Annotated in this window: 22 protein-coding genes and 1 pseudogene; 14 read left to right on the plus strand and 9 right to left on the minus strand. The window is 75.0% G+C overall.

The window, feature by feature from the left end; all coding sequences use genetic code 11:
* Positions 1–162 precede the first annotated feature (162 nt).
* Positions 163–573, plus strand: a complete 411-nt coding sequence (locus tag CKY47_RS13775; RefSeq protein WP_306746156.1) for a hypothetical protein — start codon at positions 163–165, stop codon at positions 571–573.
* A gap of 51 nt (positions 574–624) precedes the next feature.
* Here the strand turns inward: CKY47_RS13775 and CKY47_RS13780 are convergent, their stop codons facing one another.
* The gene (locus CKY47_RS13780; protein ID WP_306746157.1) at positions 625–2,148 is read right to left on the minus strand and encodes an outer membrane protein assembly factor BamB family protein; all 1,524 of its coding nucleotides are present in this window, start codon (positions 2,146–2,148) and stop codon (positions 625–627) included.
* Between the two features lie 62 nt (positions 2,149–2,210).
* Complete coding sequence (locus tag CKY47_RS13785) at positions 2,211–2,627, minus strand: PGPGW domain-containing protein (RefSeq protein WP_306746158.1); 417 nt, start codon at positions 2,625–2,627, stop codon at positions 2,211–2,213.
* Positions 2,628–2,769: 142 nt separating this feature from the next.
* On the opposite strand from CKY47_RS13785, the gene CKY47_RS13790 reads away from it, so the two are divergent.
* The 5 genes from CKY47_RS13790 (at position 2,770) to CKY47_RS13810 (ending at position 8,317) form a co-directional block, all read left to right on the plus strand.
* Positions 2,770–3,363: a TetR/AcrR family transcriptional regulator gene (locus CKY47_RS13790; protein ID WP_306746159.1), complete on the plus strand. Its 594-nt coding sequence runs from the start codon at positions 2,770–2,772 to the stop codon at positions 3,361–3,363.
* A gap of 6 nt (positions 3,364–3,369) precedes the next feature.
* Entirely contained in the window at positions 3,370–5,544 is a 2,175-nt protein-coding gene (locus CKY47_RS13795) for an MMPL family transporter (protein WP_306746160.1), read from the plus strand.
* A 222-nt stretch (positions 5,545–5,766) separates the two neighbouring features.
* Positions 5,767–6,681, plus strand: a complete 915-nt coding sequence (locus CKY47_RS13800; protein WP_306746161.1) for a metal ABC transporter substrate-binding protein — start codon at positions 5,767–5,769, stop codon at positions 6,679–6,681.
* Positions 6,678–7,454: a metal ABC transporter ATP-binding protein gene (locus tag CKY47_RS13805; protein ID WP_306746162.1), complete on the plus strand. Its 777-nt coding sequence runs from the start codon at positions 6,678–6,680 to the stop codon at positions 7,452–7,454. The genes CKY47_RS13800 and CKY47_RS13805 overlap by 4 nt, the downstream gene beginning before the upstream one ends.
* Complete coding sequence (locus CKY47_RS13810; RefSeq protein WP_306746163.1) at positions 7,451–8,317, plus strand: metal ABC transporter permease; 867 nt, start codon at positions 7,451–7,453, stop codon at positions 8,315–8,317. Before CKY47_RS13805 ends, CKY47_RS13810 begins: the two co-directional genes overlap by 4 nt.
* Positions 8,318–8,323: 6 nt before the next feature.
* Here the strand turns inward: CKY47_RS13810 and CKY47_RS13815 are convergent, their stop codons facing one another.
* Positions 8,324–9,253, minus strand: coding sequence for an alpha/beta hydrolase (locus CKY47_RS13815; protein ID WP_306746164.1), 930 nt, complete (start codon positions 9,251–9,253; stop codon positions 8,324–8,326).
* Positions 9,254–9,515: 262 nt separating this feature from the next.
* Here CKY47_RS13815 and CKY47_RS13820 point away from each other — a divergent pair, with 262 nt between their 5' ends.
* Positions 9,516–9,926 (plus strand): MarR family winged helix-turn-helix transcriptional regulator, encoded by a 411-nt coding sequence (locus CKY47_RS13820; protein WP_306746165.1) that lies wholly within the window; start codon positions 9,516–9,518, stop codon positions 9,924–9,926.
* Between the two features lie 67 nt (positions 9,927–9,993).
* Here CKY47_RS13820 and CKY47_RS13825 read toward each other — a convergent pair whose 3' ends face one another.
* Positions 9,994–10,236 (minus strand): hypothetical protein, encoded by a 243-nt coding sequence (locus tag CKY47_RS13825; protein WP_306746166.1) that lies wholly within the window; start codon positions 10,234–10,236, stop codon positions 9,994–9,996.
* Between the two features lie 532 nt (positions 10,237–10,768).
* Between CKY47_RS13825 and CKY47_RS13830 the strand changes: the two genes are divergently transcribed.
* The 4 genes from CKY47_RS13830 to CKY47_RS13845 are packed head-to-tail and all read left to right on the plus strand — an operon-like array spanning position 10,769 to position 18,419.
* A complete protein-coding gene (locus CKY47_RS13830; RefSeq protein WP_306746167.1) occupies positions 10,769–11,821 on the plus strand; it encodes a multicopper oxidase domain-containing protein in 1,053 nt (350 codons plus the stop codon).
* A gap of 33 nt (positions 11,822–11,854) precedes the next feature.
* Positions 11,855–15,823 (plus strand): ThuA domain-containing protein, encoded by a 3,969-nt coding sequence (locus tag CKY47_RS13835; protein ID WP_306746168.1) that lies wholly within the window; start codon positions 11,855–11,857, stop codon positions 15,821–15,823.
* 20 nt (positions 15,824–15,843) lie between these two features.
* Entirely contained in the window at positions 15,844–17,481 is a 1,638-nt protein-coding gene (locus CKY47_RS13840) for an OmpL47-type beta-barrel domain-containing protein (protein ID WP_306746169.1), read from the plus strand.
* Positions 17,445–18,419, plus strand: coding sequence for a hypothetical protein (locus tag CKY47_RS13845; protein ID WP_306746170.1), 975 nt, complete (start codon positions 17,445–17,447; stop codon positions 18,417–18,419). The genes CKY47_RS13840 and CKY47_RS13845 overlap by 37 nt, the downstream gene beginning before the upstream one ends.
* Before the next feature lie 38 nt (positions 18,420–18,457).
* Here CKY47_RS13845 and CKY47_RS13850 read toward each other — a convergent pair whose 3' ends face one another.
* The 3 genes from CKY47_RS13850 to CKY47_RS13860 form a co-directional block, all read right to left on the minus strand.
* On the minus strand, positions 18,458–19,093 hold the full coding sequence (locus CKY47_RS13850; protein ID WP_306746171.1) for a DUF6518 family protein: 636 nt from the start codon (positions 19,091–19,093) through the stop codon (positions 18,458–18,460).
* Between the two features lie 61 nt (positions 19,094–19,154).
* Entirely contained in the window at positions 19,155–20,324 is a 1,170-nt protein-coding gene (locus CKY47_RS13855; RefSeq protein ID WP_306746172.1) for an ROK family transcriptional regulator, read from the minus strand.
* A gap of 366 nt (positions 20,325–20,690) precedes the next feature.
* A complete protein-coding gene (locus CKY47_RS13860; protein WP_306746173.1) occupies positions 20,691–20,864 on the minus strand; it encodes a hypothetical protein in 174 nt (57 codons plus the stop codon).
* A gap of 57 nt (positions 20,865–20,921) precedes the next feature.
* On the opposite strand from CKY47_RS13860, the gene CKY47_RS13865 reads away from it, so the two are divergent.
* Complete coding sequence (locus CKY47_RS13865; protein ID WP_306746174.1) at positions 20,922–21,134, plus strand: uracil-DNA glycosylase family protein; 213 nt, start codon at positions 20,922–20,924, stop codon at positions 21,132–21,134.
* Positions 21,135–21,156: 22 nt separating this feature from the next.
* Here CKY47_RS13865 and CKY47_RS13870 read toward each other — a convergent pair whose 3' ends face one another.
* Positions 21,157–23,385 (minus strand): glycoside hydrolase family 3 C-terminal domain-containing protein, encoded by a 2,229-nt coding sequence (locus CKY47_RS13870; protein WP_306746175.1) that lies wholly within the window; start codon positions 23,383–23,385, stop codon positions 21,157–21,159.
* Between the two features lie 94 nt (positions 23,386–23,479).
* Here CKY47_RS13870 and CKY47_RS13875 point away from each other — a divergent pair, with 94 nt between their 5' ends.
* Positions 23,480–24,085 (plus strand): TetR/AcrR family transcriptional regulator, encoded by a 606-nt coding sequence (locus tag CKY47_RS13875; protein ID WP_306746176.1) that lies wholly within the window; start codon positions 23,480–23,482, stop codon positions 24,083–24,085.
* Here the strand turns inward: CKY47_RS13875 and CKY47_RS13880 are convergent.
* The gene (locus tag CKY47_RS13880) at positions 24,082–24,759 is read right to left on the minus strand and encodes a TetR/AcrR family transcriptional regulator (RefSeq protein ID WP_306746177.1); all 678 of its coding nucleotides are present in this window, start codon (positions 24,757–24,759) and stop codon (positions 24,082–24,084) included. The two genes, CKY47_RS13875 and CKY47_RS13880, sit on opposite strands and share 4 nt — an antisense overlap.
* A gap of 325 nt (positions 24,760–25,084) precedes the next feature.
* Between CKY47_RS13880 and CKY47_RS13885 the strand changes: the two are divergent.
* Positions 25,085–26,544 (plus strand): annotated as a pseudogene (locus CKY47_RS13885) (alpha/beta-hydrolase family protein).
* The last annotated feature ends 46 nt before the right edge of the window (positions 26,545–26,590 follow it).

Here is a 26,590-nt window from a genome sequence, read left to right on the forward strand (position 1 = left end):
GGTTCGGCGGTGGTGTCGAACCTAAGACAGACGATTATCATTTTCAAAGCCACTGTGGGACACCCCACGACCACCCGTCCGAGTGGTCCCACGGTCACGAAAGTGATCGGCATCACACCCTATGTGGCCTAACGTCCGTGTACGGCGGGTAATGGAGGCGCTATGACGAAAGCTCAGAAGACGGCCTCGGCGTGGGCGGCCTCCTCCCCCGGACAATTGCTCGACCACGTGCGCGGCGCGGTGGAGGCCGACGACGCGGCGGTGCGCGCCGTCTGGGCCGCGGTGGCCGCCGACCAGGTGCTGGCGGCCCGTGTGCGCGGCGCGTTCGCCCGCCTCAAGGCCGAGCACCGCGGGGACCGGGACGAGGCGGTGTGGCTGCTGCGGATCACCCGCGCCGGCCGGCAGCTCGCCGCCGCGCCGGCGGCCACGGCACCCGGGCCCCGCCGCGAGCGGCCCGCGACGCCCGTCGAGCCCGAGGTGGTCCTGTCGGTCGCGCCCGCGACCACCCGGCCGCACCGCCCGGTCGTGCCCGCGCTGCTGTTCCGCGAGCCGGAACCGCTCGTCGCCTCCTGACGCCCGCCGGCTCCCGCGCCCCGACTCCCGGGCCTCGACCGGAGGCGGCCCTCAGCCCGACAGGCCGACGACCGGCGCCGGGGTGCCACCGGACGTGCCGCGCGCCACGACGATCGCGCCCGGCGCGGGCACGAGGTGCAGGTCCTGCCGCGACCCCGAGCCGTCGAGCCGGACCGGGACCGAGGTGGGCGGGCTGCCGTCCCACGCCTGCACGACCAGCGTCACGTCCCGCCCGGTGTCGCCGCACAGCCTGAGGTAGGTGCTCGCGGTCGTCGCGTCGGCGGAGCGCAGCGGGCAGAGCGCGAGGTCCAGCGGGTGGGAGGCGCCGGCGAGGTCGAGCGCGGCGAGCGCCTCGACCTCCGCGCCCTCCTGCTGTTCGAGCAGCGGCGTGACGCCGACGTCCGCGCGCGGCCACCACGGCGCGGGCGGCCCGGCCAGCAGCGCGCCGGTCCCGGTGTCGAACAGGCCGCCGGTGACCGAACCCGGCGCGGCCGGTCCGCCGACGATCCGCAACCACACCGCCGCCCCGTCCGACGTGCTCGTGGGCAGGACGTCGATGCGCTCGCCGGCGGAGTCGTCGACGCCCACCTCGTGCCGCCACCGCTCGCCCCCGGTGACCTCGTCGAGCGCGAGGAGCCCCACCTCCCCGGGGCACTGCACGGGCGCCAGGACCGCGGTCCGACCGCGGGCGAGGAGGCTGAACGGGCTCGTGCAGCCGTCCGGCGGCGACCACCGCCACCGCTCCTCTCCGGTGCCGAGGTCGTACGCGGTGTAGGCGTCGTCGCGGATCGCCAGGGTCCGGGCGGTCACCACGACCTGCCTGGTCTGCACCAGGACCGCGGGCACCACCCGCCGGAACCGCTCCGCACCGGTGTCGGCGTCCAGCACCACCAGCAGGTTCGACCGGGTGTCCCCGGCGGGGGCGAAGGCCACCGCGACCGCCCCGCCGTCGGTCGAGGCCAGCACGTCGCGGACGTGCGCGCCGGGCCGGGCGTACACCCACTGCCGACGCCCGTCCGGGCCGTCGAGGGCGGTGACCGCGCCGTCCGCGGTGGCGACGACCACCCCGTGCCCGGCGGCGGCGACGTCGGTGACGTCCGCGGGCGGCTGCCACGACCACTGGCGGCCACCGGGCCGGGCGGGCACGGGCTCGGGCGCGAAGTCCCGTGCGTCACGGGTCTCGGCGCGCGTCGCGACCCGGTCCACGACGACGGGTGCCGCGACCGCCACCGCGAGCACCGCGACCGCCGCGAGCACGCCCACCGGGCGCGGGCGCCACGACGTGCTCCCGACCAGGCCGACCGCGACCCCCAGCGCACCGACCGCCAGCACGGCGGTGTCCGCCCCCGGCACGCCACCGGTCACGTCGAGCACCAGCCGCACCACCGCCGCGCCGGCGGCGAGCACCCCGACCACTCCCCCGGCGACCCGCACCCGGCGCGACCGGGCCAGGCCCAGCAGCACGGCGAGCACCACCCCGCCCGCGTACCCGGCGAGCGCCACGCCGTCGGCCCGCGTCGCACCGCCGGGCAGGAACGGGGCGACCACCGCGCACAGCCCGCCCACCACTGTCATCCACCGCAGCACACGACTGCGACGGCACGGCACGGCCGCGCGTTCCCCGCCGGAGGTGAACGTCAGGTGCGGGAGCCACCGCCGGCCTTCGCGCGCACCCGGCGGTAGCTCCAGACCAGCAGGCCGAGCAGCACCAGGCCGGACAGGACCAGGCTCGACCCCGTGCTCCAGCCGCTGAACGGCAGCGATTCCACCAGGCCCCACACGACGCCCGCCGCGATCAGCAGCAGGCCCGCCAGCACCGAGCCGGCGAGGCGCAGCGGTGAGGCCACGCTGTCCTCCGCGGCCTTCATCGCCCGGTCGCGCACCGGGTCCACGTAGCGCTCCAGGGCCGGGAACTCCGACGCCAGCACCACGAGGCCGGCGAGCACCAGCAGCAGACCGGGTCCGGGCAGCACCAGCAGCAGCACCCCGACGACGAGCAGCGCCCCGCCCGCCGCGACGACGCCCACCTTCTTCACCGACCGGCCTCCGCGCATCCGCCCAGTCTGCCCACCCCCGCACCGGAGCGCCCACCGACGACCGCCACACTGGTGATCGACAGCGGCAGTGACGCAGCCCACCTACCGATTCGGTCGGTAAACCGACCGAATCGGTAGGTCACTGGGTATCGTGGTTCCCATGGCACGACCGACCCGGCACCGCGCGGAGATGGAGATCCTCGACCTCGCGGCCGGCCTGTTCGCGCGGCACGGGTTCGCGCACACCTCGCTGAAGGACCTCGCCGACGCCGTCGGCCTGTCCAAGGCGGGTCTGCTGCACCACTACCCGAGCAAGGAAGCCCTCTTCGAGGCCGCGCAGGAGGCGTGCCAGGCGCAGGGCCGCCGCGTGCTCGACCAGGTGGCGGAGCTGCCGCCCGGTCCGGCGCGCGACCGGCGGGCGCTGGAGCTGCTGACCGACGTCGCCCTGGACCTGCCCGGGCTGGTGTCGCTGGCCTTCGGCGCGGTGACCTCGCCCGAGGAGCCCGTCATCGCCATCGAGGACGTCATGGTCTTCGAGGTGTTCGCCGTCGCCCCGGACGGGTCCGACGTCGAACGGGCCATCCGCGTCGTCGGAGCCCTGGCCGCCCTGGCGGTGCTCAGCGTGACCGCCAACCGCGCGGGCGAGAAGACCGCCTGGCGCCCCCACATCATCACCACCTGCCTCGACGCGCTCGGCCACCGACGCCCGGGCACCCCCTCACCCGACCCCGATCCCGCCTTGGCGAAGGACTGAATCCGCATGGCTCGTCTGTTGTACCGACTCGGCTTCGGCGCCCACCGGCGCCGACTGGCCGTCGTCCTGCTGTGGCTGCTCGTCCTGGCCGGCACGGGCGTCGGCGCCCTCACGCTGGCCGGGCCGACCTCGAACAGCTTCTCGATCCCGGGGCAGGAGTCGACCACCGCCCTGGACAAGATCAAGGAGCAGTTCGGCTCCGGCGGCGGCGCGACCGCCCGCGTGGTGCTCAAGGCGCCGGACGGGCAGCAGCTGACCACGCCGGAGAACGCGCAGCGGATCGGCGAGCTGGTGGCCGAGCTGGGAACCCTGCCGGGCGTGTCCTCGGCGAGCAACCCGCTCGACCCGCAGGCACCGTCCGTCAACCCCGCGCAGGACACCGCGTACAGCACGGTGACCTTCGACGCCAAGGCCGGCGACGTGACCGGGGAGCAGCGGACCGCGCTGCTCGACGCCGTGGCCGACGCGCGGGACGCCGGGATGACCGCCGAGGTCACCGGTGAGGCCGTGCAGGCCCCGCCGCACATCGGCGGCATCGTCGAGGTCATCGGCGTCGCGCTGGCCCTGCTGGTCCTGGCGCTGACCTACGGCTCGCTCGTCCTGGCCGGCATGAACCTGCTGACCGCCGCGGTCGGCGTGGGCATCGGCGCGCTGGGCGTCACCATCGCCACCGGCTTCATGGAGCTGTCGTCCACGACGCCCATCCTGGCCACGATGCTGGGCCTGGCGGTCGGCATCGACTACGCCCTGTTCATCATCAACCGCTACCGTCAGGAGCTGCGGCGCGGCCGGGACGTCGGCGACGCCATCGGCATCGCCGTGGGCACCGCCGGGTCGGCCGTGGTCACCGCGGGCATCACCGTGGTCATCGCCCTGGTGGGCCTGGCCGTCGCGGGCATCCCGTTCCTGACCCAGATGGGCATCGCGGCCGCCGCGACCATCGTCGTCGCCGTCCTGATCGCCGTCACCCTCGTGCCGGCCGTGCTGAGCTACCTCGGCCGCCGCGCGCTGCCCCGCAAGCAGCGCACCGCGCCCGCCACCACCGACGAGCACGAGGGCAGGGGCTTCTACCGCGGCTGGGCGGGCGGTGTGACCCACCGCCGGGTCACCGCGCTGCTGCTGTCCGTGCTCGCCCTGGGCGCGGTCGCCGTCCCGGCCGCCTCGATGCAGACGACCCTGGTGCAGACGCCGCCCGCGACGAGCACCCAGGCCCGCGCGGAGCAACTGCTGTCCGACGGGTTCGGCGAGGGCTTCAACGGCCCGCTCATCGTCCTGTTCGAGGGCGACGGCGCGGTCCAGGCCGCCACCGAGGCCGGTCAGGAGATCACCGGGGTCGACGACGTCGCCCTCGTGACGCCGCCGGCGCCGAACGCCGACGGCACCGCCGCGATGCTGACCGTCATCCCCGAGTCCGGCCCCACCAGCGAGGCCACCCTGCGGCTCGTCGACGACCTGCGCGACCGGCTCGCCGGCACCGAGGGCGTCACCACCTACGTCACCGGCGCCACCGCGGTGAGCGTCGACGTGGCCGCCACGCTCGACAGCGCGCTGCCGCTGTACCTGGCCGTGGTCGTGGGCCTGGCGCTGATCCTGCTGATCCTGGTGTTCCGCTCGCTGCTGGTGCCGCTGGTCGGCGTGCTGGGCTTCCTGCTCACCATCGGCGCGTCGCTCGGCGCGACGGTGGCGGTGTTCCAGTGGGGCTGGCTGGCCGACGCGGTCAACCTCGACACCACCGGGCCGCTGATCAGCCTCACCCCGATCATCGTGATCGGCATCCTGTTCGGACTCGCGATGGACTACCAGGTGTTCCTGGTGTCCCGGATGCACGAGGCGCACCACCGCGGCAGCGCTCCCCTGACGTCCATCACCACCGGCTTCCGCCAGGCCGCGCCCGTGGTCGTCGCCGCCGCGCTGATCATGTTCTCGGTGTTCGCGGGCTTCGTCCCGTCCGGTGAGCCGACGATCAAGTCGATCGCGTTCGCCCTGGCGATCGGCATCCTCGTGGACGCCTTCGTGGTCCGCATGGTGATCGTCCCGGCGGCGCTGGCACTGCTCGGCGGGAAGGCGTGGTGGCTGCCGAAGTGGCTGCACTGGCTGCCCGAGCTGGACGTCGAGGGCACGCAGCTCGACGACCACCCCGCGCGGGCCGACGAGCGGCCCAGGGCCGAGGTCGCCGGCTGATCCGAGCGGTCACGTCCACGCGAGGAGCCCCCACGACGGGTCGTGGGGGCTCCTCGCGTCCCGGCCCCGTGCCGCACGGCTCAACGGCCCGACCGTTCGGCCGACGCCGGCTGCGCAGCGTTCGCGGACGCACCGTCCGGTGTGGTCCGAACGAGGTAGCGGCACTGCGCTTTTAGGTGCACGGGCCCAGCGGCCGGACGCGCGCGACCGTACGGTCCGGGCATGTCGAAGCTGCTCAGCGTCATCGGCGTGGCCGCCGCCGCGGCACTGCTCGCCACCGGGTGCAGCGGAACCGGCGCCACCGCGTCGGACGACCGGCCGGTGGTGCTGACCACGTTCACGGTGCTGGCCGACATCGCCGCCAACGTCGCGGACGGGCACCTGCGGGTGGAGTCGATCACCAAGCCCGGTGCGGAGGTCCACGGCTACGAGCCGACACCGGACGACGTCAGGAAGGCCGCGCGAGCCGACCTGGTCATCGACAACGGACTGAACCTGGAGGCGTGGTTCGCGCGGTTCGTCGCCGAGGTCGACGCCCCGCACGTCGTGGTCAGCGACGGGGTCGAGCCGGTGCCGATCGCCGAGGACGCCTACGCGGGCAAGCCGAACCCGCACGCGTGGATGTCGCCGCTGAACGTCCGGACCTACGTGGACAACCTCGTCCGCGCCTTCGCCGACCTGGCCCCGGCGCACGCCGGCGACTTCCGGGCCGCGGGCGACCGCTACGGGGACGAGCTCCAGCGGGTGCACGACGACCTGGTGGCGGCGCTCGCGGTGCTGCCGGCAGGCAAGCGCGCGCTGGTGACCTGCGAGGGCGCGTTCTCCTACCTGGCGCGCGACGCCGGGCTGACCGAGCGCTACCTCTGGGCGGTCAACGCCGAGCAGCAGGCGACCCCGCAGCAGGTCGCGGGCGTCGTCGACTTCGTGCGCGCCAACGCGGTGCCCGCCGTGTTCTGCGAGTCCACCGTGTCCGACGCGGCGATGCGGCAGGTCGTCGCCGCCACCGGGGCCGCGTTCGGCGGCGTGCTCCACGTCGACTCGCTGTCCACACCGGACGGTCCGGTGCCGACCTACCTGGACCTGGTCCGCCACGACGCGCGGACCATCACCGCCGCGCTGACCGGGAGGGCCGGGTGAGCGCGGCCGAGGTCGGGGTCGCCGTCGTCGGGGTCGCCGCCGTCGAACTGGCGGACGTGACGGTCCACTACGGCGACGTGCTCGCGCTCGACGGCGTCACGCTGTCCCTCCGGCCCGGTCTGGTGTGCGGGCTGGTGGGCGTGAACGGCTCGGGCAAGTCCACGCTGTTCAAGGCGATCACCGGCCTGGTGCGGCCGGACCGCGGCGCGGTGCGCGTCCGGGGTGGTCCGCCCGGCGCGGCGCGGCGCGCGGGCGAGCTGGCCTACGTGCCGCAGAGCGAGGCGGTCGACTGGTCGTTCCCGGTGTCGGTGCGGGACGTGGTGATGACGGGGCGGCACGGTGGGCTGGGGTTCACCCGCCGCCCGCGCCGGGCCGACCACGACGCCGTGGACCGGGCGCTGGAGCGGGTCGGCCTCACCGACCTCGCCGACCGGCAGGTCGGCCGGCTGTCGGGCGGGCAGCGCAAGCGCGCGTTCGTCGCCCGCGGCATCGCGCAGCAGGCCCGCGTGCTGCTGCTGGACGAGCCGTTCTCGGGCGTGGACAAGCGGTCGGAGGCGACGATCACGCGGCTGCTGCGGGAACTGGCCGCCGACGGCGCCGCGGTGCTGGTGTCGACGCACGACCTGCGCGCGCTGCCCGACCTCGCCGACGAGGCGGTGCTGCTGATGCGCCGGGTCCTGGTGCACGGCCCGCCGCACGAGGTGCTGCGGCCGGACAACCTCGTCCGCGCGTTCGGCCTCGACGTGACCGCGCGCGACGGGGAGGCCGGGTGACCGCCTACGAACTCCTGGTGGAACCCCTCGGCTACGGGTTCATGGTGCGGGCGCTCGCGGCCATGGTGATCGCCGCCGCCGTGTGCGCGGTGCTCTCGTGCTGGCTGGTGCTCATCGGCTGGTCGCTGATGGGGGACGCGGTGTCGCACGCCGTGCTGCCCGGCGTGGTGCTGGCCTACGTGCTGGGCGCGCCGTTCGCGCTGGGCGCGGTGGTGTTCGGCTTCCTCGCCGTCGCGCTCATCGGCGTCATCCGCGACACCAGCCGGATCAAGGAGGACGCGGCGATCGGCACCGTGTTCACCACGCTGTTCGCCCTGGGGCTGGTGCTGATCTCGGTGACGCCGAGCCAGACCGACCTCAACCACATCGTGTTCGGCAACCTGCTCGGCGTGGGCCGCGCCGACCTGGGCCAGATCGCCGTGCTCGGCGCGGTCGCGCTCACCGCGCTGCTGCTCAAGCGCCGCGACTTCACCCTCTACGCCTTCGACCCGGTGCACGCCCACGCCATCGGCCTCGACCCGAGGTTGCTGGGCGCGGCCCTGCTCGGCCTGCTGGCGCTGACCTGCGTGGTGGCGCTCCAGGTCGTCGGCGTGGTGCTGGTGGTGGCGATGCTCATCATCCCCGGCGCGACCGCACACCTGCTCACCGACCGGTTCGGGTGGATGCTGGTGATCGCGCCGGCGGTGTCGGTCGGCGCGGCGGCGGTCGGGCTGTACCTGAGCTACCACCTCGACACCGCGTCCGGGGCCATGGTGGTGCTGGTGCAGGGGGCGGTGTTCCTGCCGGCGTACCTGTTCGGGCCGCACGGCGCCCTCGCGGGGCGGATCGCGGCGGGCCGGCGCCGGGCCCGGACGTGCGGCTGACCCCCGTCACCCGCGTGGCACGCCGAGCGCGGCGGCGAGCCAGTCGTCCGCGCGGGCGTGGAACCGCCGCGTCACCCCCGTGCGGCGGGCCCAGCTGTCGAACCCGTGCGGCGCGCCCGGCACCACGTCCGCGGTGACCTCGACGCCCGCGGCGCGCAGGCGCTCGGCGTAGGCCAGGTCCTCGTCGTGGAACAGGTCGACGGAGCCGACCCCGATCCACGTGGGCGGCAGGCCGGCCAGGTCCGCGGCGCGGGCGGCGACGGAGAACGCCGGGGCGGTGGGCGCGCCGGGTTCACCGCCGAGGTAGGCGCGCCAGCCGGTGGCGTTGCGGCGGTTGTCCCACACGCGGTGCTTCACCGCGTCGAGGTCGCGGCGCGCGGCGGTGCGGTCGTCGAGCATGGGCGAGTCGAGCCACTGCGCGGCCGGTGCCGGACCGCCCTCGGCGTGCAGCCGCTGGACGAGGCACGCGGCCAGGCCACCGCCCGCGCTGGCGCCGCCCAGGGCGACCCGCGCGGGGTCGACTCCCAGCTCCGCCGCGTTGCGGTGCAACCACGTCCAGCCCGCGAGGCAGTCGTCGAGGGGCGTCGGGAACGGGTGCTCGGGCGCGAGGCGGTAGTCGACGGAGACCACGGTGATGCCGAGCGTGCGCGCGAGGGCGACGCAGCGGGCGTCGTCCATCCTCGGGTTGCCCAGCACGTACCCGCCGCCGTGGACCCAGTAGAGCGCGGCGGGCACGGCGTCGGCGACCGGCCGGTAGAGCCGCAGCGGCACGGGCGCGTCGGCGACGTCGCGGACCCGCACGCCGTCGGCGCGCGCGGCGGGGATGCGCGCGCTCGCGGCGCGGACCAGGCGCAGCACCAGCCGGTTGCCGATGGGCAGCGGCGGCAGGCGGCGGACGGGGCCGCGCAACTCGGGGTCGATCAGCTCGATGTCCACGGGTTCGGTTCCTCCACGGGCTCGGGTGGGTGGTGGGCACAGGATCACAGCCGGTGGGCGTCGCGCCCGTCACGCCGCACCTCGGTCGCGGACGTCGCGGCCCCCCGGCCCCTCGGGCGTGCCGGTGACGACGGCGGTGCCGCGCGTGAACGGGTTCACGCGACACTCCTGTAGTTCGAGTCTCGAAGTTCTCAGCGGGACGGTAACAGCTTCGAGCATCGAAGCAAATCCGTTCGAGGTTCGAAGCTGTTACCGTGGCCGCATGGACGAGCTGGAGGCCGTCGTGCGGGCCAACCACGAGGTCTTCATGCTCACCGGCGACCGGATCGCCGCCGCCCTCGCCGACCACGGCCTCACCCACGCCACCGCGCAGGCGCTGTGCGCGATCGACCCGGACGAGGAGCCGCCGTCGATGAAGGCGATGGCCGGGCGGCTGCACTGCAACGCGCCGAACCTGTCGTTCGTCACCAACCAGCTCGTCGGCCGGGGCCTCGTCACACGCGTCGCCGACCCGCGGGACCGGCGCTCGCGGGTGCTGGTCCTGACCGACGAGGGGCGACGCGTGCGCGCCGACGTCATGCGCGCGACCCTGCGGCAGACCCCGCTGGCCGGCCTGGACGAGGCGGACCTGAGGACCCTGGCGGCGATCCTGGACCGGGCGCTGCGCGGCTGAACCGCCGGTCACCGGCCCGCGCGCCGGGCGCGGGCGGCACGGGCCGCATCGGCGAGCGACCTCGACGTCACGGGCAGGAGCCGGCGACCCACCGGTCGATGGCGCTGCGCGAGCTGCCGGTGCCGTTCCTCGGGCTCAGCGACCCGCACGCCGAGGCGCCGACCAGGACGCCGGCCGTCGAGCCGACGGCGAGGGCAGCCGACCGGCGGGCATCCGGGCCCCGGACCCGGCTGCCGCGACTGGGCGCGGACCCGCTGACCACGACCACCGCCGACGGCCGCGAACCCGTGTTCTCGCTGGTGCTCGGCAACTCCGCGTCCGTCCGTGCCGCGCGACACCGAGGACGCGGTCGCGGACCGGTCGGTCGCAGCCGGGCGCCGAGGCCCAGCGGCGGGGTGTCGTCACCGAGGCGGACCCGGAACTCGACCCGGAGTGCCCGTGGACGGAGTCCTGCCGACCTGAGCCCGTTCCGCGGACGGCCGCGAACCCCTCGGGCGAATCGGTCTCGTCGGACGCGAGCAGCCGAAGCCGTCCTCGTGGAGGCCCGGTCCCCACTCGTCGCGCGCCTCCAGCCAGGCCGCGTGCAGGCCCGCGGTGGGCTTGATCAACTCGTGCACACGGTGACGGTACCGGTCGGGAATGACACAGGCTTGTCCGGTGACTCCCCCGTTCGGCCCTTCACTTTCGTAAGGACCGTTCATAAGTTGAATGAGTCTGATGCAAAAGTCCGGGGACGATGACCGAAAGTCCGTCCGTCGACTCGGGTCACCGACGATCTTTCGACTCTTCCGACTGCCAGCGGCCCGAGGGGCCGGTTCTCGTCGCGCGCCGAACGGAGCAGGATGGACAACGACGCCCAGACCGGCTGGCCGACCAGGTCGCTCTCCCGCCGCACCGTGCTGACGACGAGCGCGGTGGGCCTGGCCGTCCCCGCCGTCGTGGCCCCCGGCGCGGCGCCCCGTCGAGAGGCCGCGGCGCAGGACGGGACCGTCAAGCGGGTCACCGTCTACGCCGAGGCGCTGCCCGGCAACCTCTACGGCTACGGCCTGGCTCCGGGCGAGGCCACCGTCCCGGGCCCCACCTTCGAGGTCTACGAGGGCGACACCTTGGAGATCACGCTGGTCAACAACACCGACCGGCGGATGTCGATCCACCCGCACGGCGTGGACTACAGCACCGACTCCGACGGCGCGCCGCTGAACAACTCGTTCAACAACCCGGGCGAGACGCGCGTCTACACGTGGCGCACGCGCGGGATGACCGGCGCCGGCGGCGGCAGCAGGCGGTTCATGCCGGGCAGCGCGGGCTACTGGCACTACCACGACCACGCCATGGGCACCGACCACGGTTCGCTGGGCGTCGCGCGCGGCCTGTACGGGGCGCTGGTCGTGCGCCGGCGCGGCGACCTGCTGCCCGACAGGCAGTTCGTCGCCGTGTTCAACGAGATGTCGATCAACAACCAGGTCGCGCCGCACACGCCGATCTTCGAGGCGCGCCTCGGCCAGCGCGTCGAGTGGATCGCCATCGGCCACGGCAACCAGTTCCACACCTTCCACCTGCACGCGCACCGCTGGGCCGACAACCGCACGGGCATGCTCGAAGGCCCGGCGGACCCCAGCCAGGTCGTCGACAACAAGGACCTCAACCCCGGCAGCTCGTTCGGGTTCCAGGTCATCGCCGGGGACGGGGTCGGTCCGGGCGCGTGGATGTACCACTGCCACGTGCAGTCCCACTCCGAGACGGGGATGTCGGGCATCTTCCTCGTGCGCAACGCCGACGGCTCCATGCCGCCCGGCGCGCAGGACGCCGTCGACCGCTTCCGGGGCCACGCCCACGGCACGGCGGGCGCGGCCGGACGGGCGCCGGACCGGGCACAGCCGCACGAACACCACTGACCGCACGGCCTGCCAACGGTGAAGGAGTCGGCAATGGGCAGAGGGTTTTCTCCGGGCAGGCGGCGCGGGGGCGCGGGGGCGCTGGCGGCGGCGACCGCCGCGGCGGCGCTGGTGGGCGGGCTGCTCGCCCCGGTCCCCGCGACCGCGCAGGCGCCGCGGCCGTCGCGGGCGCCGGTCGTCACCGCCACGGGCGCGTCGGTGCTGGTCTTCCACGGACCGGCCGACGGGCAGGAGGACCCGGTCGCGCGCGCCGCGGCGGTGTTCCGGGAGATCGGCGAGGCCAACGGGATCACCGTGGAGACGTCGTCCGACCCGGCGGTGTTCACCGCGGACGAACTGGCCGGGCACCGGGGCGTGGTGTTCCTGTCCGCCGCGGGCGTCGCCCTCGACCGTGAGCAGGAGTCCGCGCTCCAGGCGTACGTGAAGAACGGCGGCGGGTTCCTCGGCGTCGGCGACGCCGCCAAGGCGCAGGCCGACTCGACCTGGTTCACCGGGCTCATCGGCACCCGCCCGGCGGGCGGGGACAACACGCCGGAGACCGTGGCCGCGGTGACGGCCAGCGGCGAGAACCCGCCCAACGAGACCAAGGAGAAGCTGACCGACGGGGACGACCGCACCAAGTGGTTGACCCGCGCCACGACGGGCTGGGTCGCCTACCGCCTCAACGCCGCGGCGGCCGTGAACCGGTACTCGCTCACCTCCGCCAACGACTCCGCCGGGCGCGACCCGCGCGACTGGACCCTCCAGGGCTCGGCCGACGGAACGACGTGGACCGACCTCGACCGGCGGACCGGCCAGTCGTTCGACGACCGCCTGCTCACCCGGACGTTCACCGTCGCCGAGCCCCGGTCGTTCCCGCACTACCGGCTCTCCATCACGGCGAACGGCGGCGAGCCGCTGATCCAGCTCGCCGACCTGGAACTGCTGTCCGGCGACCCCACTCCCCCGCCCACGCCGGCGGTGCAGGAGGCCCGGGTCAACGTCCTGGACCGGCTGCACCCGGCGACGGAGGACCTGCCGCTCAACGTCACCCTGTCCGACCGCTGGTACAACTGGGCCCCCAACCCGGTCGGCCTGGTGCACACCGTCGCCCAGGTCGAGGAGTGGGGCTACCGGGTCGGTCCGGGCGCCAACGGCGCGTTCCACCCGGTGTCCTGGTGCCGCGACTACGACGGCGGCCGGTCCTTCTACACCGGCATGGGTCACACCGCGGGCAGCTACGACGCGCAGGCGTTCCGCACGCACCTCACCGGCGCCCTGAAATGGACCACCGGGGTGGTGCGCGGCGACTGCCAGGCCACGATCGCCGCCAACTACGAGGTCGAACGGCTGACCTCCGCCAACCAGCAGGGGCGGCTCGACCAGATCGGCGAGCCGCACGGCCTGACCATCGCACCGGACGGCACGGTCTTCTACGTCGGCAAGGCGGCCTGCCCCACCGGGCCGGTCGCCGACTGGGCCAAGCCGGAGGTCGGCCTGGGCTGCGGCACGATCCACCGGTTCACGCCCGGCGACGAGAAGGTCGAGCTGCTGGCCACGCTGCCCGTGATGGGCAACCGGGGCAGCGGGTCCGAGCTGGTCAAGAACGAGGAGGGCCTGCTCGGCATCGTGCCCGACCCCGCGTTCACGCGGAACGGGTGGCTCTACGTCTACTGGATGCCGCACGACACGGTGGACCGGGAGAAGCGCACCGGCAAGCGCACCATCTCGCGGCTGACCTACGACGAGGCCGCGGGGAGCATCGACCTGGCCTCCCGCAAGGACCTGCTCCAGTGGACCGTCCAGCAGCACAGCTGCTGCCACGCGGGCGGCGGCATGGCGTTCGACGCGGCGGGCAACCTCTACGTCGGCTCCGGTGACAGCAACTCCTCCGAGGGCTCGCAGGGCTACTCGGGCAACAACTGGACGGCGGAGTACCGGGGACTGTCCTTCCAGGACGCCCGCCGCACGGCCGGCAACACCGACGACCTCAACGGCAAGATCATCCGCATCCACCCCGAGCCCGACGGCACCTACACGATCCCCGAGGGCAACCTGTTCCCGCCGGGCACCGACAGGACCCGCCCCGAGATCTACGTGATGGGCGTGCGCAACATCTCGCGGCTCCAGGTCGACCCCGTCACGCAGTGGCTGACCGCCGCGTGGGTCGGTCCGGACGCCACGAACCCGAGCCCCGACCTGGGACCGGCCAAGTACGAGACCGCGACCATCATCACCGAGGCGGGCAACCACGGCTGGCCGTACTGCATGGGCGACAAGCAGCCCTACCGCGACCGCAGCGACACCGACGCCAAGGTGCTGACCGGCTGGTACGACTGCGACGCCCCGAAGAACACCTCGCCGCGCAACACCGGCCTGGTCGACCTGCCGCCGGTGAAGGCCAACATGCTCTGGTACTCGCCGGGCGGGGGCGGACCGGTGTTCCCGCTGCGCCCGGACGGCGTGCCGACGTACAAGCCGTCCGACGCCACGTACACACAGCCGTACCTGCGCGGCGGCGGCCAGGCCGTGATGACCGGTCCGATCTACCGCCGCGAGTTGGTCGACACCGACAGCGGCGCCGCGTGGCCGGAGCACTGGGACGGCAAGTGGTTCATCGGCGACCAGAGCAACTCGGCCAACCGGGTCGCGGTGACCGTGGACCCGGACGGGGTGCCGACCGCCGCGCCGCCCGTGTTCGTCGAGACGCTTCGGGCGATCATCCCCGGCGGCAACGGCGACCACCGGCTCCAGAGCTGGATGGACGCGAAGTTCGGCCCGGACGGCGCGCTGTACCTGCTCGACTACGGCGGCGGGTTCTTCACCCTGCACGCCAACCAGAAGCTCATCAGGATCTCCTACCGGGGCGGGGCGCCGACCCCCGCGCCGTCCGCGACCTCGGTGGCGGTGCAGGGCAAGCCGCTCACCGTCGCGTTCACCGGCTCGAAGTCCGGCGGCGTCTCGCACCGCTGGGACTTCGGCGACGGGACGTCCTCCACCGAGGCCGACCCGCGGCACACCTACGCCAGGCCCGGCTCGTACGACGCGGAGCTGACCGTGTCCTACGCCGACGGCGAGCGGCACGTGCTGCCGCTGAAGGTGGACGTCGGGTGCGCCGCGGCCGACGAGCGGGACGCGGTGTGGCTCGGCGGCGTCGACTCGGGCGTGCCCAACGAGCAGGTCGGCGGCGGCTGCACGATCAACGACCTGATCGACGACGAGAGCCCGTGGGCCGACCACGGCGCGTTCGTCCGGCACGTCACGGCGGTGGCCGACCGGTTGCAGCGCGACGGCGTGCTCAGCGGGCGCGAGAACAGCGCCCTGGTGCGCGCGGCGGCGGCGTCCGACGTCGGCACGCCCGCCAACACCGGGTACGAGCCGATCTTCGACGGCACCGCGCGGTCGCTGCGCGGGTGGACGCAGGCCCCGTCCGGGTCGTTCTCCGTCCAGCCGGACGGCGTGCTGCGGTCCTCCGGCGGGCTGGGCATGCTGTGGTACCACGCGAAGCAGTTCGGGGACTTCTCGCTGAAGCTCCAGTTCCGCGACTCGTCACCGGGGGGCACGCGGGGCAACGGCGGCGTGTTCACCAGGTTCCCGGATCCGCGCACGCCGCTGGAGCAGCGCCCGCCGGGCAGCTGCGGCACCACGGGCAGCGCCCGCACGTCCCCGGCGTGGGTGGCGATCTTCTGCGGTCACGAGATCCAGATCTACGACGGCGAGACCGGTGAGCCGCAGAAGACGGGATCGGTCTACAACTTCGACCCGGTCGGGCTGCCGGGCGCGGGCGCGACCCCGAAGGGCGTGTGGAGCGACTACGAGATCACGGTGGTCGGGCAGCACTACACGATCACCCGCGACGGCGTGGTGGTCAACGAGTTCGACAACGCGCCGGGCAGGCAGTCCTCCCGGGCCGGCGACCCGCCGACCGACCTGCGGCAGTTCGCCGCCGGGTTCCTCGGCCTCCAGAACCACGGCGCGAACGACGTGATCGACATCCGCCACGTCCGGGTGCGGTCGCTGTGACCGGCCGGAAGGGGTTCCCCGTGCTCCGACGCTCGATCGCCGCGCTGGTGGGCGGGTTGCTGGTGGCGTCCGCGCCGCCGGCGTCCGCCGCCCCGCCGCCGACCGCCCCGAGAGCGGTCGCCCCGACGTCGGTGGCCGCGACGTCGGTGGCCGCGGCCCAGGTGCTGACCTGGACGGCGGACAACGACATCACCCGCTACCGGACCGCACCCGCCGCGGCGGTGGCGGGCGCGGCGACCCTCGTGTTCGAGAACAGCGAGGCGACCGGCAACACGACCGGCATGCCGCACACGCTGACGTTCGACACGGAGACGCCCGGCTACAACCACGACGTCGCGGTGGACGTCCTGGCCAACCCGTTCGACAGCGCCAACGGCCGCCACCAGGTCGACGTCGTGCTCACGCCGGGCAAGTACCGCTACCACTGCACCATCCCGGGGCACAGCACGATGGTCGGCGAGCTGGTGGTGACCGCGGGCGGCGGTGGCGAGGACACCACGCCACCGGCGGTGTCGGCGGAGGTCGCCGGTGACCGGAACGCCGACGGCGACTACCTGGGCGAGGCGACCGTCACCGTGTCGGCCTCGGACGCGCAGTCGGGCGTCGCCTCGATCGAGTACCAGGTCGACGACACGGGGTTCGAGACCTACACCGGGCCGGTGCGGGTCACGGCGGTGGGCGACCACTCGGTGCAGTACCGGGCGACGGACGGGGCGGGCAACGCGTCCGCCGTCGGGTCGACGGCGTTCCGCGTGGTCGAACGCCCGGCGGAGGACAGGACACCGCCGACGGTGGCGGCCGAGGTGACGGGCGAGCGGAACACGAGCGGCCAGTACCTCGGCGAGGCCACCGTCACCATCACCGCCACCGACGCGGGGTCCGGCGTCCGGACGACGGAGTACACCCTCGACGGCGGCCCCTGGACTTCCTACACCGCACCCGTCGAGGTCACCGCGCCCGGCGCGCACATGATCCACCACCGCGCCACCGACAACGCCGGCAACACCTCACCGGAGGGCATGAGCGGCTTCACCGTCGTGGCGGCCCCGGTCGAGGACACCACACCGCCGACGACCACGGGAACGGTGACCGGTGAGCGGGACGCGGACGGGAACTACCTGGGCGCCGCGACCGTCACCATCACCGCCTCCGACGACGGCTCCGGCGTGGCGGTCGTCGAGCACGCGGTGGACGGCGGCGCGTGGACCCGCCACACCGCTCCGGTGGCCGTGCGGGCGCGGGGCGCGCACACCGTCCGGTACCGGGCCACCGACGGGGCGGGCAACACCGCACCGGAGAAGTCGCTGTCGTTCACCGTCGTGGCACCGGGCCAGGACGCGTGCCCCGACTCCGACACGCGGGCGACGGTGGTCATCGGCGACGACGACACCGGGGTCGCGAACACCGACACCGGGAACGGCTGCACCGTCAGCGACCTGGTCGACCAGCACGGCGACCACGCCGACCGCGGCGCGTTCGTCCGGCACGTGGAGCGCGTCACCGGAGACCTGGTGGCCCGCGGCCTGCTGACCCGGCGGGAGCAGGGCGTCCTCGTGCGCGCGGCCTCGCGATCCGACATCGGCACCCAGACCCCCGTCCGCACCCAGCAGGGAGAACGACCATGGCCAGACGGACCGCACCCGTCCTCGCGACCCTGAGCATCGTCGCCGCCTCCGCGGTGTTCCCCCCGACCGCCCACGCCGGGCTGGTCACGCACTGCGTCGGCAGCGGCGGGGCCGTCACGGTGCCCAACGACCTGTTCGTGCCCGCCGGCGAGTCGTGCTCGCTGACCGGCACCACGGTCACCGGCGACGTGCAGGTGGCGGCGGGCGCCAACCTGGTGGTGGAGGGCGGCACCGTCAACGGCGCGGTCCGGGTCGCCGCCGACGGCTACCTCGACCTCACCGACACCCGCGTCGACGGGCAGGTCGTGCTCGCGCCCGGCGGCTTCGGCGTGTTCCTGGAGAACAGCGACACCGGCCGGGTCCTCGTGGAGCCGAAGGGCCCGGCGGCGGCCGAGGGGTTCCTGTACGTGGAGGGCGGTTCGGCGATCGACGGCGACGTGACGGTCGGCGCGGGCGAGGTCAGCCTGGTGGACAGCGAGGTCACCGGCGACGTCGGCACCAACGGCGCGTACTTCACCGACCTGCACGGCACGTTCGTGGACGGCACGCTGTCCGTGCTGAACAACGCCACCGGCAGCGTCGTCTGCGGCGGCGCCGTGCAGGGCAAGGCGACGTTCGCGGGCAGCCTCGGCGGCATCCAGCTCGGCCCGAACGGCGCGCTGGACACCTGCGCCTCGGGCGGCTACTTCGCGCGGGACGTCGTCATCTCCACCACCACCGGCCGCACCACGCTGGACGACAACGTGGTCAACGGGAAGCTCCAGCTGTCGGCCAACGCCCCGGTGGCCGAGGTGGCGGCGAACAACCGGGTGCGCGGCGGCATCACCGGGGACCACACCGCGCCGACGGCGGCGGCCCACGCTTCCGCCGTCGCGGCCGACGGCACCCGGGGCACGGCCGGGCGGCGTGCCGGCGACCGCGCGGCCTCGGCCCGGGCCGAGGCCGCGGCGCACGGTCCCGCCCGCCTGTGAGCACCGCCCCGGACCCGTGCCCGCCACGGGTCCGGGGTTCAGGCGGACAGCCCGCCCAGCACCGGGAGGACGACCGCGAACGCCGTGAGGGCGAGCGCGCAGGCCGCCGCGAGCGCCCACGCCCGCTCGCGGTGCGTGCGGCCCAGCAGCGGCACGAGGACGGCCACCGCCCCGAACGCCCAGGCGTTCGCCGCGTACCCCAGGTTCCACGCGTAGTGGGCGGCCTCCATGCCGAACACGCCCGCCAGGGCCGCCAACCCGACCACGCGGGCGCGCACCCGCCCGCCCCGCCGCCACGACGCGCCGGCCCACCCGAACAGCGGCCCGGCCACGAACGCCATCACCAGCCACACCAGCGGCCAGAACGGGTCGCCCATGCCGTCGCGGCCGACCTCGGCGAACCCGTAGTAGCCGATCACCAGCCCGCACTCCACGGCGAGGCCGCCGACCACCGCCGCGGTGACCGACCAGCGCGCGACCAGCAGCGCGCCGACGACGAAGGCCGCGAGGCTCCACACCGCGCCCGAGTTGGCGACCTGGTTCCAGCTGCCGGGCAGCCACCCCTGCGCCAGGTTGGTGAGCACCCCGATCCCCAGTCCGGCGGCCAGCGGCGCCACCGTCATCCCCGGCCACGACACCGCGCCCGCCGCACCGCTCCGCACACGTGTGGTCACACGCCCACCTCCCGACTATGAACCGAGTGTATACATGCGGTTCATAGTCGGGTGGGGCGCCTCAGGCCAGGCGGCGGTCCAGCACCTCGGCCGACAGCACGTGCTCGACGACCATCACCGCCGCGCCCAGGACGCCCGCCTCGGTGCCCGCCTTGGACGTGACGATGCGCAGGTCCTGGGTGGCCAGCGGCAGGGAGCGGCGGTAGACCGACTCGCGCACGCCCGCGAGCAGCATCTCCCCCGACTGGGCGACCAGCCCGCCCACCACGATCAGCGACGGGTTGAACATGCTGACGCACGCGGCCAGCACCTCGCCCACCTCGCGGCCCGCCTGGCGCACCACGCGCCCCGCCTCGGCGTTGCCCTCCCGGACCAGCCGCGCCACGTCCGCCGCGGTCCGCGCCTCCACACCGCGCGAGCGCAGGGTCGAGGCCAGCGCCGGACCTCCCGCCACGGCCTCCAGGCAGCCCGTGTTGCCGCACCGGCACAGCACGTCGTCCGCGCCGGGCGCGTGCACGTGCCCGAGGTCGCCCGCCGCGCCGGCCGCGCCGCGGTGCAGCACGCCGTTGCTGATGAAACCCGCGCCGATGCCGGTCGCCATCTTGACCACGATCACGTGCCGGGCGTCCGGGAAGCACCGCGTGTGCTCACCCAGCGCCATCAGGTTGACCTCGTTGTCGACCAGGACCGGCACGCCGAGTTCCGCGCCGACGGCCGCCGGGACGTCGAACCCGTCCCAGCCGGGCATGATCGGCGGGTTGTTCGGCTTGCCGGTGGAGTGCTCCACCGGGCCGGGCAGTCCGATGCCGACGCCGGCCAGCGTCGCCGGGTCGAGGTCCGGGAGCATCCCGCGCCACGTCTTGACCAGCAGCGGCAGCACGGCGGTCGGACCGTCCGCGATGTCCAGCGGCACCTCCTCGACGGCGGACAGGCGGCCGTCGAGGTCCGTCACCGCCACCCTCGCGCGGGTCGCGCCGACGTCGGCGGCCAGCACCGACCGGGCGCCGGCGTTGAACGCGAACAGGTCGGCCGGCCGGCCGCCGGTGGACTGCCCGTTGGCGCCCTCGGTGACCAGCCCCGCTCCCAGGAGGGCGTCGAGGCGGGTGCGGACGGCGGACCTCGCCAGCCCGGTCTCGGCGGCGATGTCCGCCCGGGTGCGCGGCCGGCCGTCCCTGAGCAGCCGCAGGATCGCGGCGGGGGAAGCGGTGGCGGAACCCGGTGCCCTGTCCATCGCCCCAGTGTCGCAGAGCGGAAAAGCTCCTGGTCAGGTTCGTGCCGTGGCGCACCGGGGATCATCCGAACGGACCGCCGGCGGCCCGTTCGCACGACGGCGCGGGCCGTGGTGGACTACCGGTCGTGGACGCACCGGACGACCCCGCCGCCGTGCTCGCCGACATCGGTGAGCGTATCGCGGCGTGCGCCCGCTGCCCCCGGTTGGTCTCCTGGCGGCGGGAGGTGGCCGGGCACCCGCCGCCCCGGTTCGCGGGCGGGCGGTACCGGGCGCGCCCGGTACCGGGGTTCGGCGACCCGGCCGCGCGGGTCTGCGTGCTGGGCCTGGCGACCGCCGCGCACGGCGGCAACCGCACCGGGCGGGCGTTCACCGGGAACCCACCGGGGACTCGGTGGTCCGCGCCCTGCACCGGGCCGGGTTGGCCGACCGGCCCACGTCCGAGCACGCCGCCGACGGGCTGCGGCTGGACGGCGCGTGGACGGGGTCGGCGGTGCGGTGCGCGCCGCCGGGCAACCGGCCGACGCCGCTCGAACTCGACACGGGCCTGGGCTTCCTGTCCGAGGAGGTACGGGCGCCGACCCGGTTGCGGGTGCTGCTGTGCTGGGCGGCTTCGCCTGGGACGCGGCCACGCGGTGGGCCGGCGTGCGGCCGCGCCCCCGCTTCGACCACGGCGTCGAGCACCGCCTCGACGCCGGTCCCACCCTGCTCGGCTGCTACCACCCGAGCAGGCAGAACACCAACACCGGCGTGCTCACCGAGGCGATGCCCGACGCGGTGGTGGCCCGCGCGGTGGAGCCGGCGCGCCCGTAGCGGGCAGCGGGCGCGCCGCGGCTCACGACTCGACCCGCGCGACCAGCTCCGCGACCACCCCGGCGTCGAACGGGCTGCCCGGGAACGCGCCGAGCCTGCTCAGCGGCAGGCTGCCGAGGAACGCGGAGACCTGCGGGTCGGCGAGCACCCCCAGCCCGCCACCGCTCTCGGCGAACGCCTGCTCCAGCACCTCGGCGCCCCTCGGGTCGGCCCGCCACTCGCCGAGCGTCGAGTCGGCGGTGAGCGGCACCCTGGTGTCGTCGCCCCCGACCACGACCGCCACGGCCGTGCGCAGGTCGCGCGACGACGCGCCGACCTCGAACACGTGCTCGCCGCCCTCGACGACCCACCGCCCCAGGCGCGGGTCCCAGTGCTCCAGGTCGGCGCGCGGCACGCGCACCACGACCTCCGCGGTCCGCCCGGCCGGGATCTCGACGCAGGCGAAGCCCTTCAGCTCGCGCGGCACGCGGCGCACCGCCGACCCCAGGACGCTCCCGTACACCTGGACGACCTCGCGACCGTCCCGGTCGCCGTCGTTCGTGACCGGCACCCGCACCTCCACGCCGCCGTCGACCTCGGACGCCGTCGCCGCGCCGTAGGAGAAGGTGGTGTAGGACAGGCCGAACCCGAACGGGTAGGCGACCTCCTGGCCGCGCGCGTCGAACCCCCGGTGGCCGACGTGCAGGCCCTCGCCGTAGCGGACGTGCCCGGCCTCGCCCGGGAAGTCCAGGTGGGAGGGGTGGTCGGCGAGCGCGAGCGGGATGGTCTCGGCGAGCCGCCCCGACGGGTTGACCACGCCGAACAGCACGTCGGCGACCGCGCCGCCGCCTGCCTGGCCGAGCAGCCAGGCCTCCACCAGGGCGGGCACGGCGCGGTCCCAGGGAGCGGTGCGCACGACGGCGCCGTTGGACAGCACGACCACGGTCCTCGGGTTGGCGGCGACGACCCGTTCGACGAGGGCCACCCGGGCGGGCGGCAGGTCGAGCGAGTCGCGGTCGCGCCCCTCGGTCTCCTCCGCGGTGCCGATGAACACCACGGCCACGTCGGCGGCCCGCGCGGTCTCGACCGCCTCGGCGGCGAGCGACCCGTCGTCGTCACCGTCGAGCGCGTAGCCGGCGGCGAAGACGACCGGCGCGGTGGTCAGCGCGGTGATCTCCGCCAGCGCGTCGTCCAACCGGGTGGGGGTGACCCGGGAGCTGCCACCGCCCTGGTAGCGCGGGGTCCGGGCGTGCTCGCCGATGACCGCGACCGACGCGCCCTCGCGGGGCAGCGGCAGCAGGCCGCCCTCGTTCCTGAGCAGCACGACGGCGCGGCTCGCCGCCTCCCGGGCCAGGGCGTGGTGCGCGTCGACGTCGTAGGTCGCGCCCGGGTCGGCCCCGGCGACCGCCCGGTCGACGAGGGCGAGCACGCGGGCGGCGGCGGTGTCGAGCGCGGCGGTGTCGAGCGCGGCGGGGTCGAGCGCGCCGTCCTCCACGGCTCGCACGAGGGCTTCGTCGCCCGCGGTGTCGGGGCCGGGCATGGTCAGGTCGAGCCCGGCCCGCACGGCGGCGACGCGGTCGACCACCGCGCCCCAGTCGGACACGACCAGGCCGTCGAAGCCCCACTCGTCGCGCAGCACCTCGGTGAGCAGCCACCGGTGCTCGGACGCGTGGACGCCGTTGACCTTGTTGTACGCGCACATCACGGTCCACGGCCGCGCCTCGCGCACGACCCGCCGGAACGCCCGCAGGTACACCTCGCGCAGCGTCCGCTCGTCGACGTCGGCGCTCACCCGCATGCGGTCGGTCTCCTGGCTGTTGACCGCGAAGTGCTTGAGCGACGCGCCGACGCCCCGGCCCTGGAGGCCGCGCACCCACTCCACCGCGAGGACGCCGGTGAGCAGCGGGTCCTCGGCGTAGTACTCGAAGTTGCGCCCGCCGAGCGGCGTGCGCTTGAGGTTGACGCCGGGACCGAGCAGGACCGACACGCCCATCGCGCGCGCCTCCTCGCCGAGCGCCGCGCCGACCCGGTGGACCAGCTCGGGGTCCCAGGTCGAGCCGAGCGCGACGGCCGGCGGGAAACAGGTGGCCGGCTCGCTGTCGAGCAGGCCGGCGTCGTCGCCCGCGCGCTGCAGGCGGACGCCGTGCGGCCCGTCGGTGAGGGTGATCGCGGGGACGCCCGCGACGGCGGCGGTGTGCCAGAAGTCGCCGCCGCCGGTCAGCGCGGCCTTCTCCGCCGCGGACAGGTGGGACAGCCGGTCGTCGGTGCTCACGGTGCTCCCTCCACGTTACCTAGCACCTACTAGGTACCAGGTCCGACGCTACCCTGGCCCCGACCGGACGGCCCGGCGGGACGAGGAGGCGCACGTGGCGGGTGGTGAGCCGCCCCGGCGCGACAGGTCGCGCCTGCCCGCGGCCCGGCGGCGGCGGCAGATCGTCGAGGTGACCACCCGGCTGATCGCCGAGCGCGGCTTCCGGGGCCTGTCGATGCAGGACGTCGCCGACGGCTGCGGGCTCACCGTCCCCGGCCTGCTGCACCACGTCGGGTCGAAGAACGGGCTGCTGGTCGCGGTCCTGGAGCACCGCGACGCCGAGGACGCCCGCACGCTCGCCGCCGAACTCGGCCACCCCGACGACCTCACCGGGGTGGACCTGCGGCGGATGTGCTCGGCGCTGGTGCGGCGCAACGCGTCGCAACCGGAGATCGTGCGGCTGTTCGCCGTGCTCGAGGCGGAGTCGCTGGCGCCGAGCCACCCCGCGCACGACTACTTCGCGGCCCGGCAGGACCGGATCGTGGCCGTCTTCACCGACCTGGCCAAGGACGTCACCGACACCCCGGGGTCCCTGGCCAGGCAGATCACCGCGATGATGGACGGCCTCCAGATCCAGTGGCTGCGCTCCCCCGGGACGACCGACCTGGTCCGGGAGTGGGAGGCCGCGGCCCGGGCGCTGTTCGCGGGACCGCCCGCCTAGCGCGGGTGGCGAGGCGCGAGCAGGAGGCCGGTGACGGCGTCGGTGAGCGCACCGCCCACGAGCGCCCAGTCGGCGGGCGTACCGGAGTCGGCGGCGGCGCGCTCCTGCTCCGCGCAGGTGTGGATGACCGCGAGGCGCATCGTCCGGCCGCGCAGCGCCGCCTCGCGCGGCGGCAGGTCGGGGGCGTGCTCCCACACGGCGGCCAGGCCCTCCTGGTAGCGCGGTCCCAGCACCAGCTCCGAGCGCGGACCGGCCGAGTACGCCGGGTCGGTCGAGGTCTGGGCGGTGAACCGGGCGAACCAGCTGGGGTTGCCCAGCGCGGCCAGGTGCTCGGTGTAGGGCAGCACGAGGCTGGCCACGTGGTCGCGCGGACGGGTGGAGCCGCGCGCGGCCTCGACCATCTCGCGCGTGCGCCGGGCGATCGGCTCGGCGTGCGCGCGGGCGATGGCGTCCAGCAGGTCGGCGCGGGTGCCGATGTGGTAGGTCAGCGCCGAGTTGTTGGCCTGCCCGGCGGCCTCGACGATCTGGCGGTTGGAGACCTGCGCGAGCCCGAACTCGGCGAAGAGGCGCTCGGCGGTGCGCAGGAGCAGCGCGCGGGTGGCCTCCGCCTGCTCCCGCCGGGAGGTCGGCCGCAGGCGGTCGCCCGGCACCCGGGACGGTGTGTCGGTGTCCATCGGCCCATCATCGCGCGGCACCCGCCCGGCAGCGCGTCGTGACCGGACATCCACCCCAAGTGACGAAAATCGGCAGCGGACCGGTGAGCGCGGACGAGGGCCGACCGGGCGACCGGGAGGTGGGCGGTCGCCGACGACCGGCCCTACGATGCGGCCGGGCGCTCGGCACACGGGCCCCTCGGCGCACGGGGAGGTCGTCATCGCGGCACCCGCCGAAGCGCCGCACGCGCCGCGTCCGCACCCGGTCCGCCGTGCGCTCGTCCACTACCGCCGCACGTTCGGCAGCGTCGGCCTGGTGTTCGCGCTGGTGTTCTTCGCCTGGTCGATGACGCCCTCGCTGCTGCCCCGCCCGCGGTACCTCCAGGGCGTGGCCACCGGCCTCTGCACGGCGACGGGCTACCTGCTCGGCTCGGCCGCGGCGCGGCTGACCCGCCGGCTCGGGTTCCGCCCCGGGTGGTCGGTCGCGGCGCGGCGGCGCGGGGACGCCGCGCTCACCGCCACCGCCGCGGTCCGGGTGCCGGCGGCACTGGTCCTGGGCGCGCACTGGCAGGACCAGGTGCGCGAACTGGTCGGCGTGCGGCCCGACCAGCGGTCCTACTACGGCCTGGTGCCGGTGGTCGCGCTGGTGGTCGCGCTGGGCCTGCGGGAGACCGGCCGGGCGCTGCGGGCCGCGTCACGGCGGGTGGCCGCCTTCGCCGCCCGGTTCGTGCCGGGCCGGGTCGCCCGCCTGGCCTCCGCCGCGGTGGTGGCGGTGGCCGCCGTCCTGTTCGTCGACGGTGCCCTGGTCAACGGTTTCCTGATGGTGGTCGACCGGATCGCCGCCACCGCCGACCGGGGTGACGCACCCGGCGTCGTGCGCCCGACCGCGCCGGAGCGCTCGGGGTCGCCGCACTCGCCGGTGGGCTGGGAGACGCTGGGCCGGGAGGGTCGCGCCTTCGTGGCGGGCGGACCCACCGCCGCCGAGCTGAGCGCGTTCACCGGGCGCCCGGCCCCGACGCCCATCCGCGTCTACGGCGGCCTGTCCTCGGCCGGCTCCCTCGGCGGGGTCGCCGCGCTCGTCGTCGCCGAACTGGAGCGCACCGGGGCGTTCGACCGGGCCGTCCTCGCCGTCGCCACCACCACCGGCACCGGCTGGGTCGACCCGTCGGCCGCCGAGTCGCTGGAGCACGTCGCCGGCGGCGACACCGCGATCGCCGCCCTCCAGTACTCCTAGCTGCCCAGTTGGGCGGCGTTCGTCGCGGACCGGGACAGCCCGCGGGCGGCGGGCGCGGCGCTGTTCGAACGGGTGTACGCCGCGTGGGAGCGCCGACCGGCCGACCGGAGGCCCGCGCTCGTCGTGTTCGGCGAGAGCCTGGGCGCGTTCGGCGGGCAGGCGGCGTTCAGCGGCGTGCAGGACATGACCGCGCGCACGTCCGGTTCGCCGACTCCCCCGACGACCTGGACGGGCCCGGCGACGGTCGCGTGGTCTACCTCCAGCACGCCACCGACCCCGTCGTCTGGCGGTCGCCGCAACTGCTCACGCGCCGACCGGACTGGTTGGCCGAACCGCGCGCGCCCGACGTGAGCCCGCAGATGACCTGGTTGCCCGCCATCACCTTCTGGCAGCTCACGACGGACCTGGTGTTCGCCACCGACCTGCCGCCGGGGCGGGGGCACCACTACGGGCCGGCGGAGTCGGCCGAGGCGTGGGCCCACATCCTCGCGCCGCCCGACTGGACCGACGACGACGCGACGCGGTACCGGGACGCGGTCCAGGGCGTTATCGCTAACACCGGTCCCCGTTGACAAGGCCGACCGTGACGCGTTACCAATGTGAGCCACCCCACTCGCC

This window comes from Saccharothrix longispora, from assembly GCF_030852425.1.
Classification (GTDB): Bacteria; Actinomycetota; Actinomycetes; order Mycobacteriales; family Pseudonocardiaceae; genus Actinosynnema; species Actinosynnema longispora.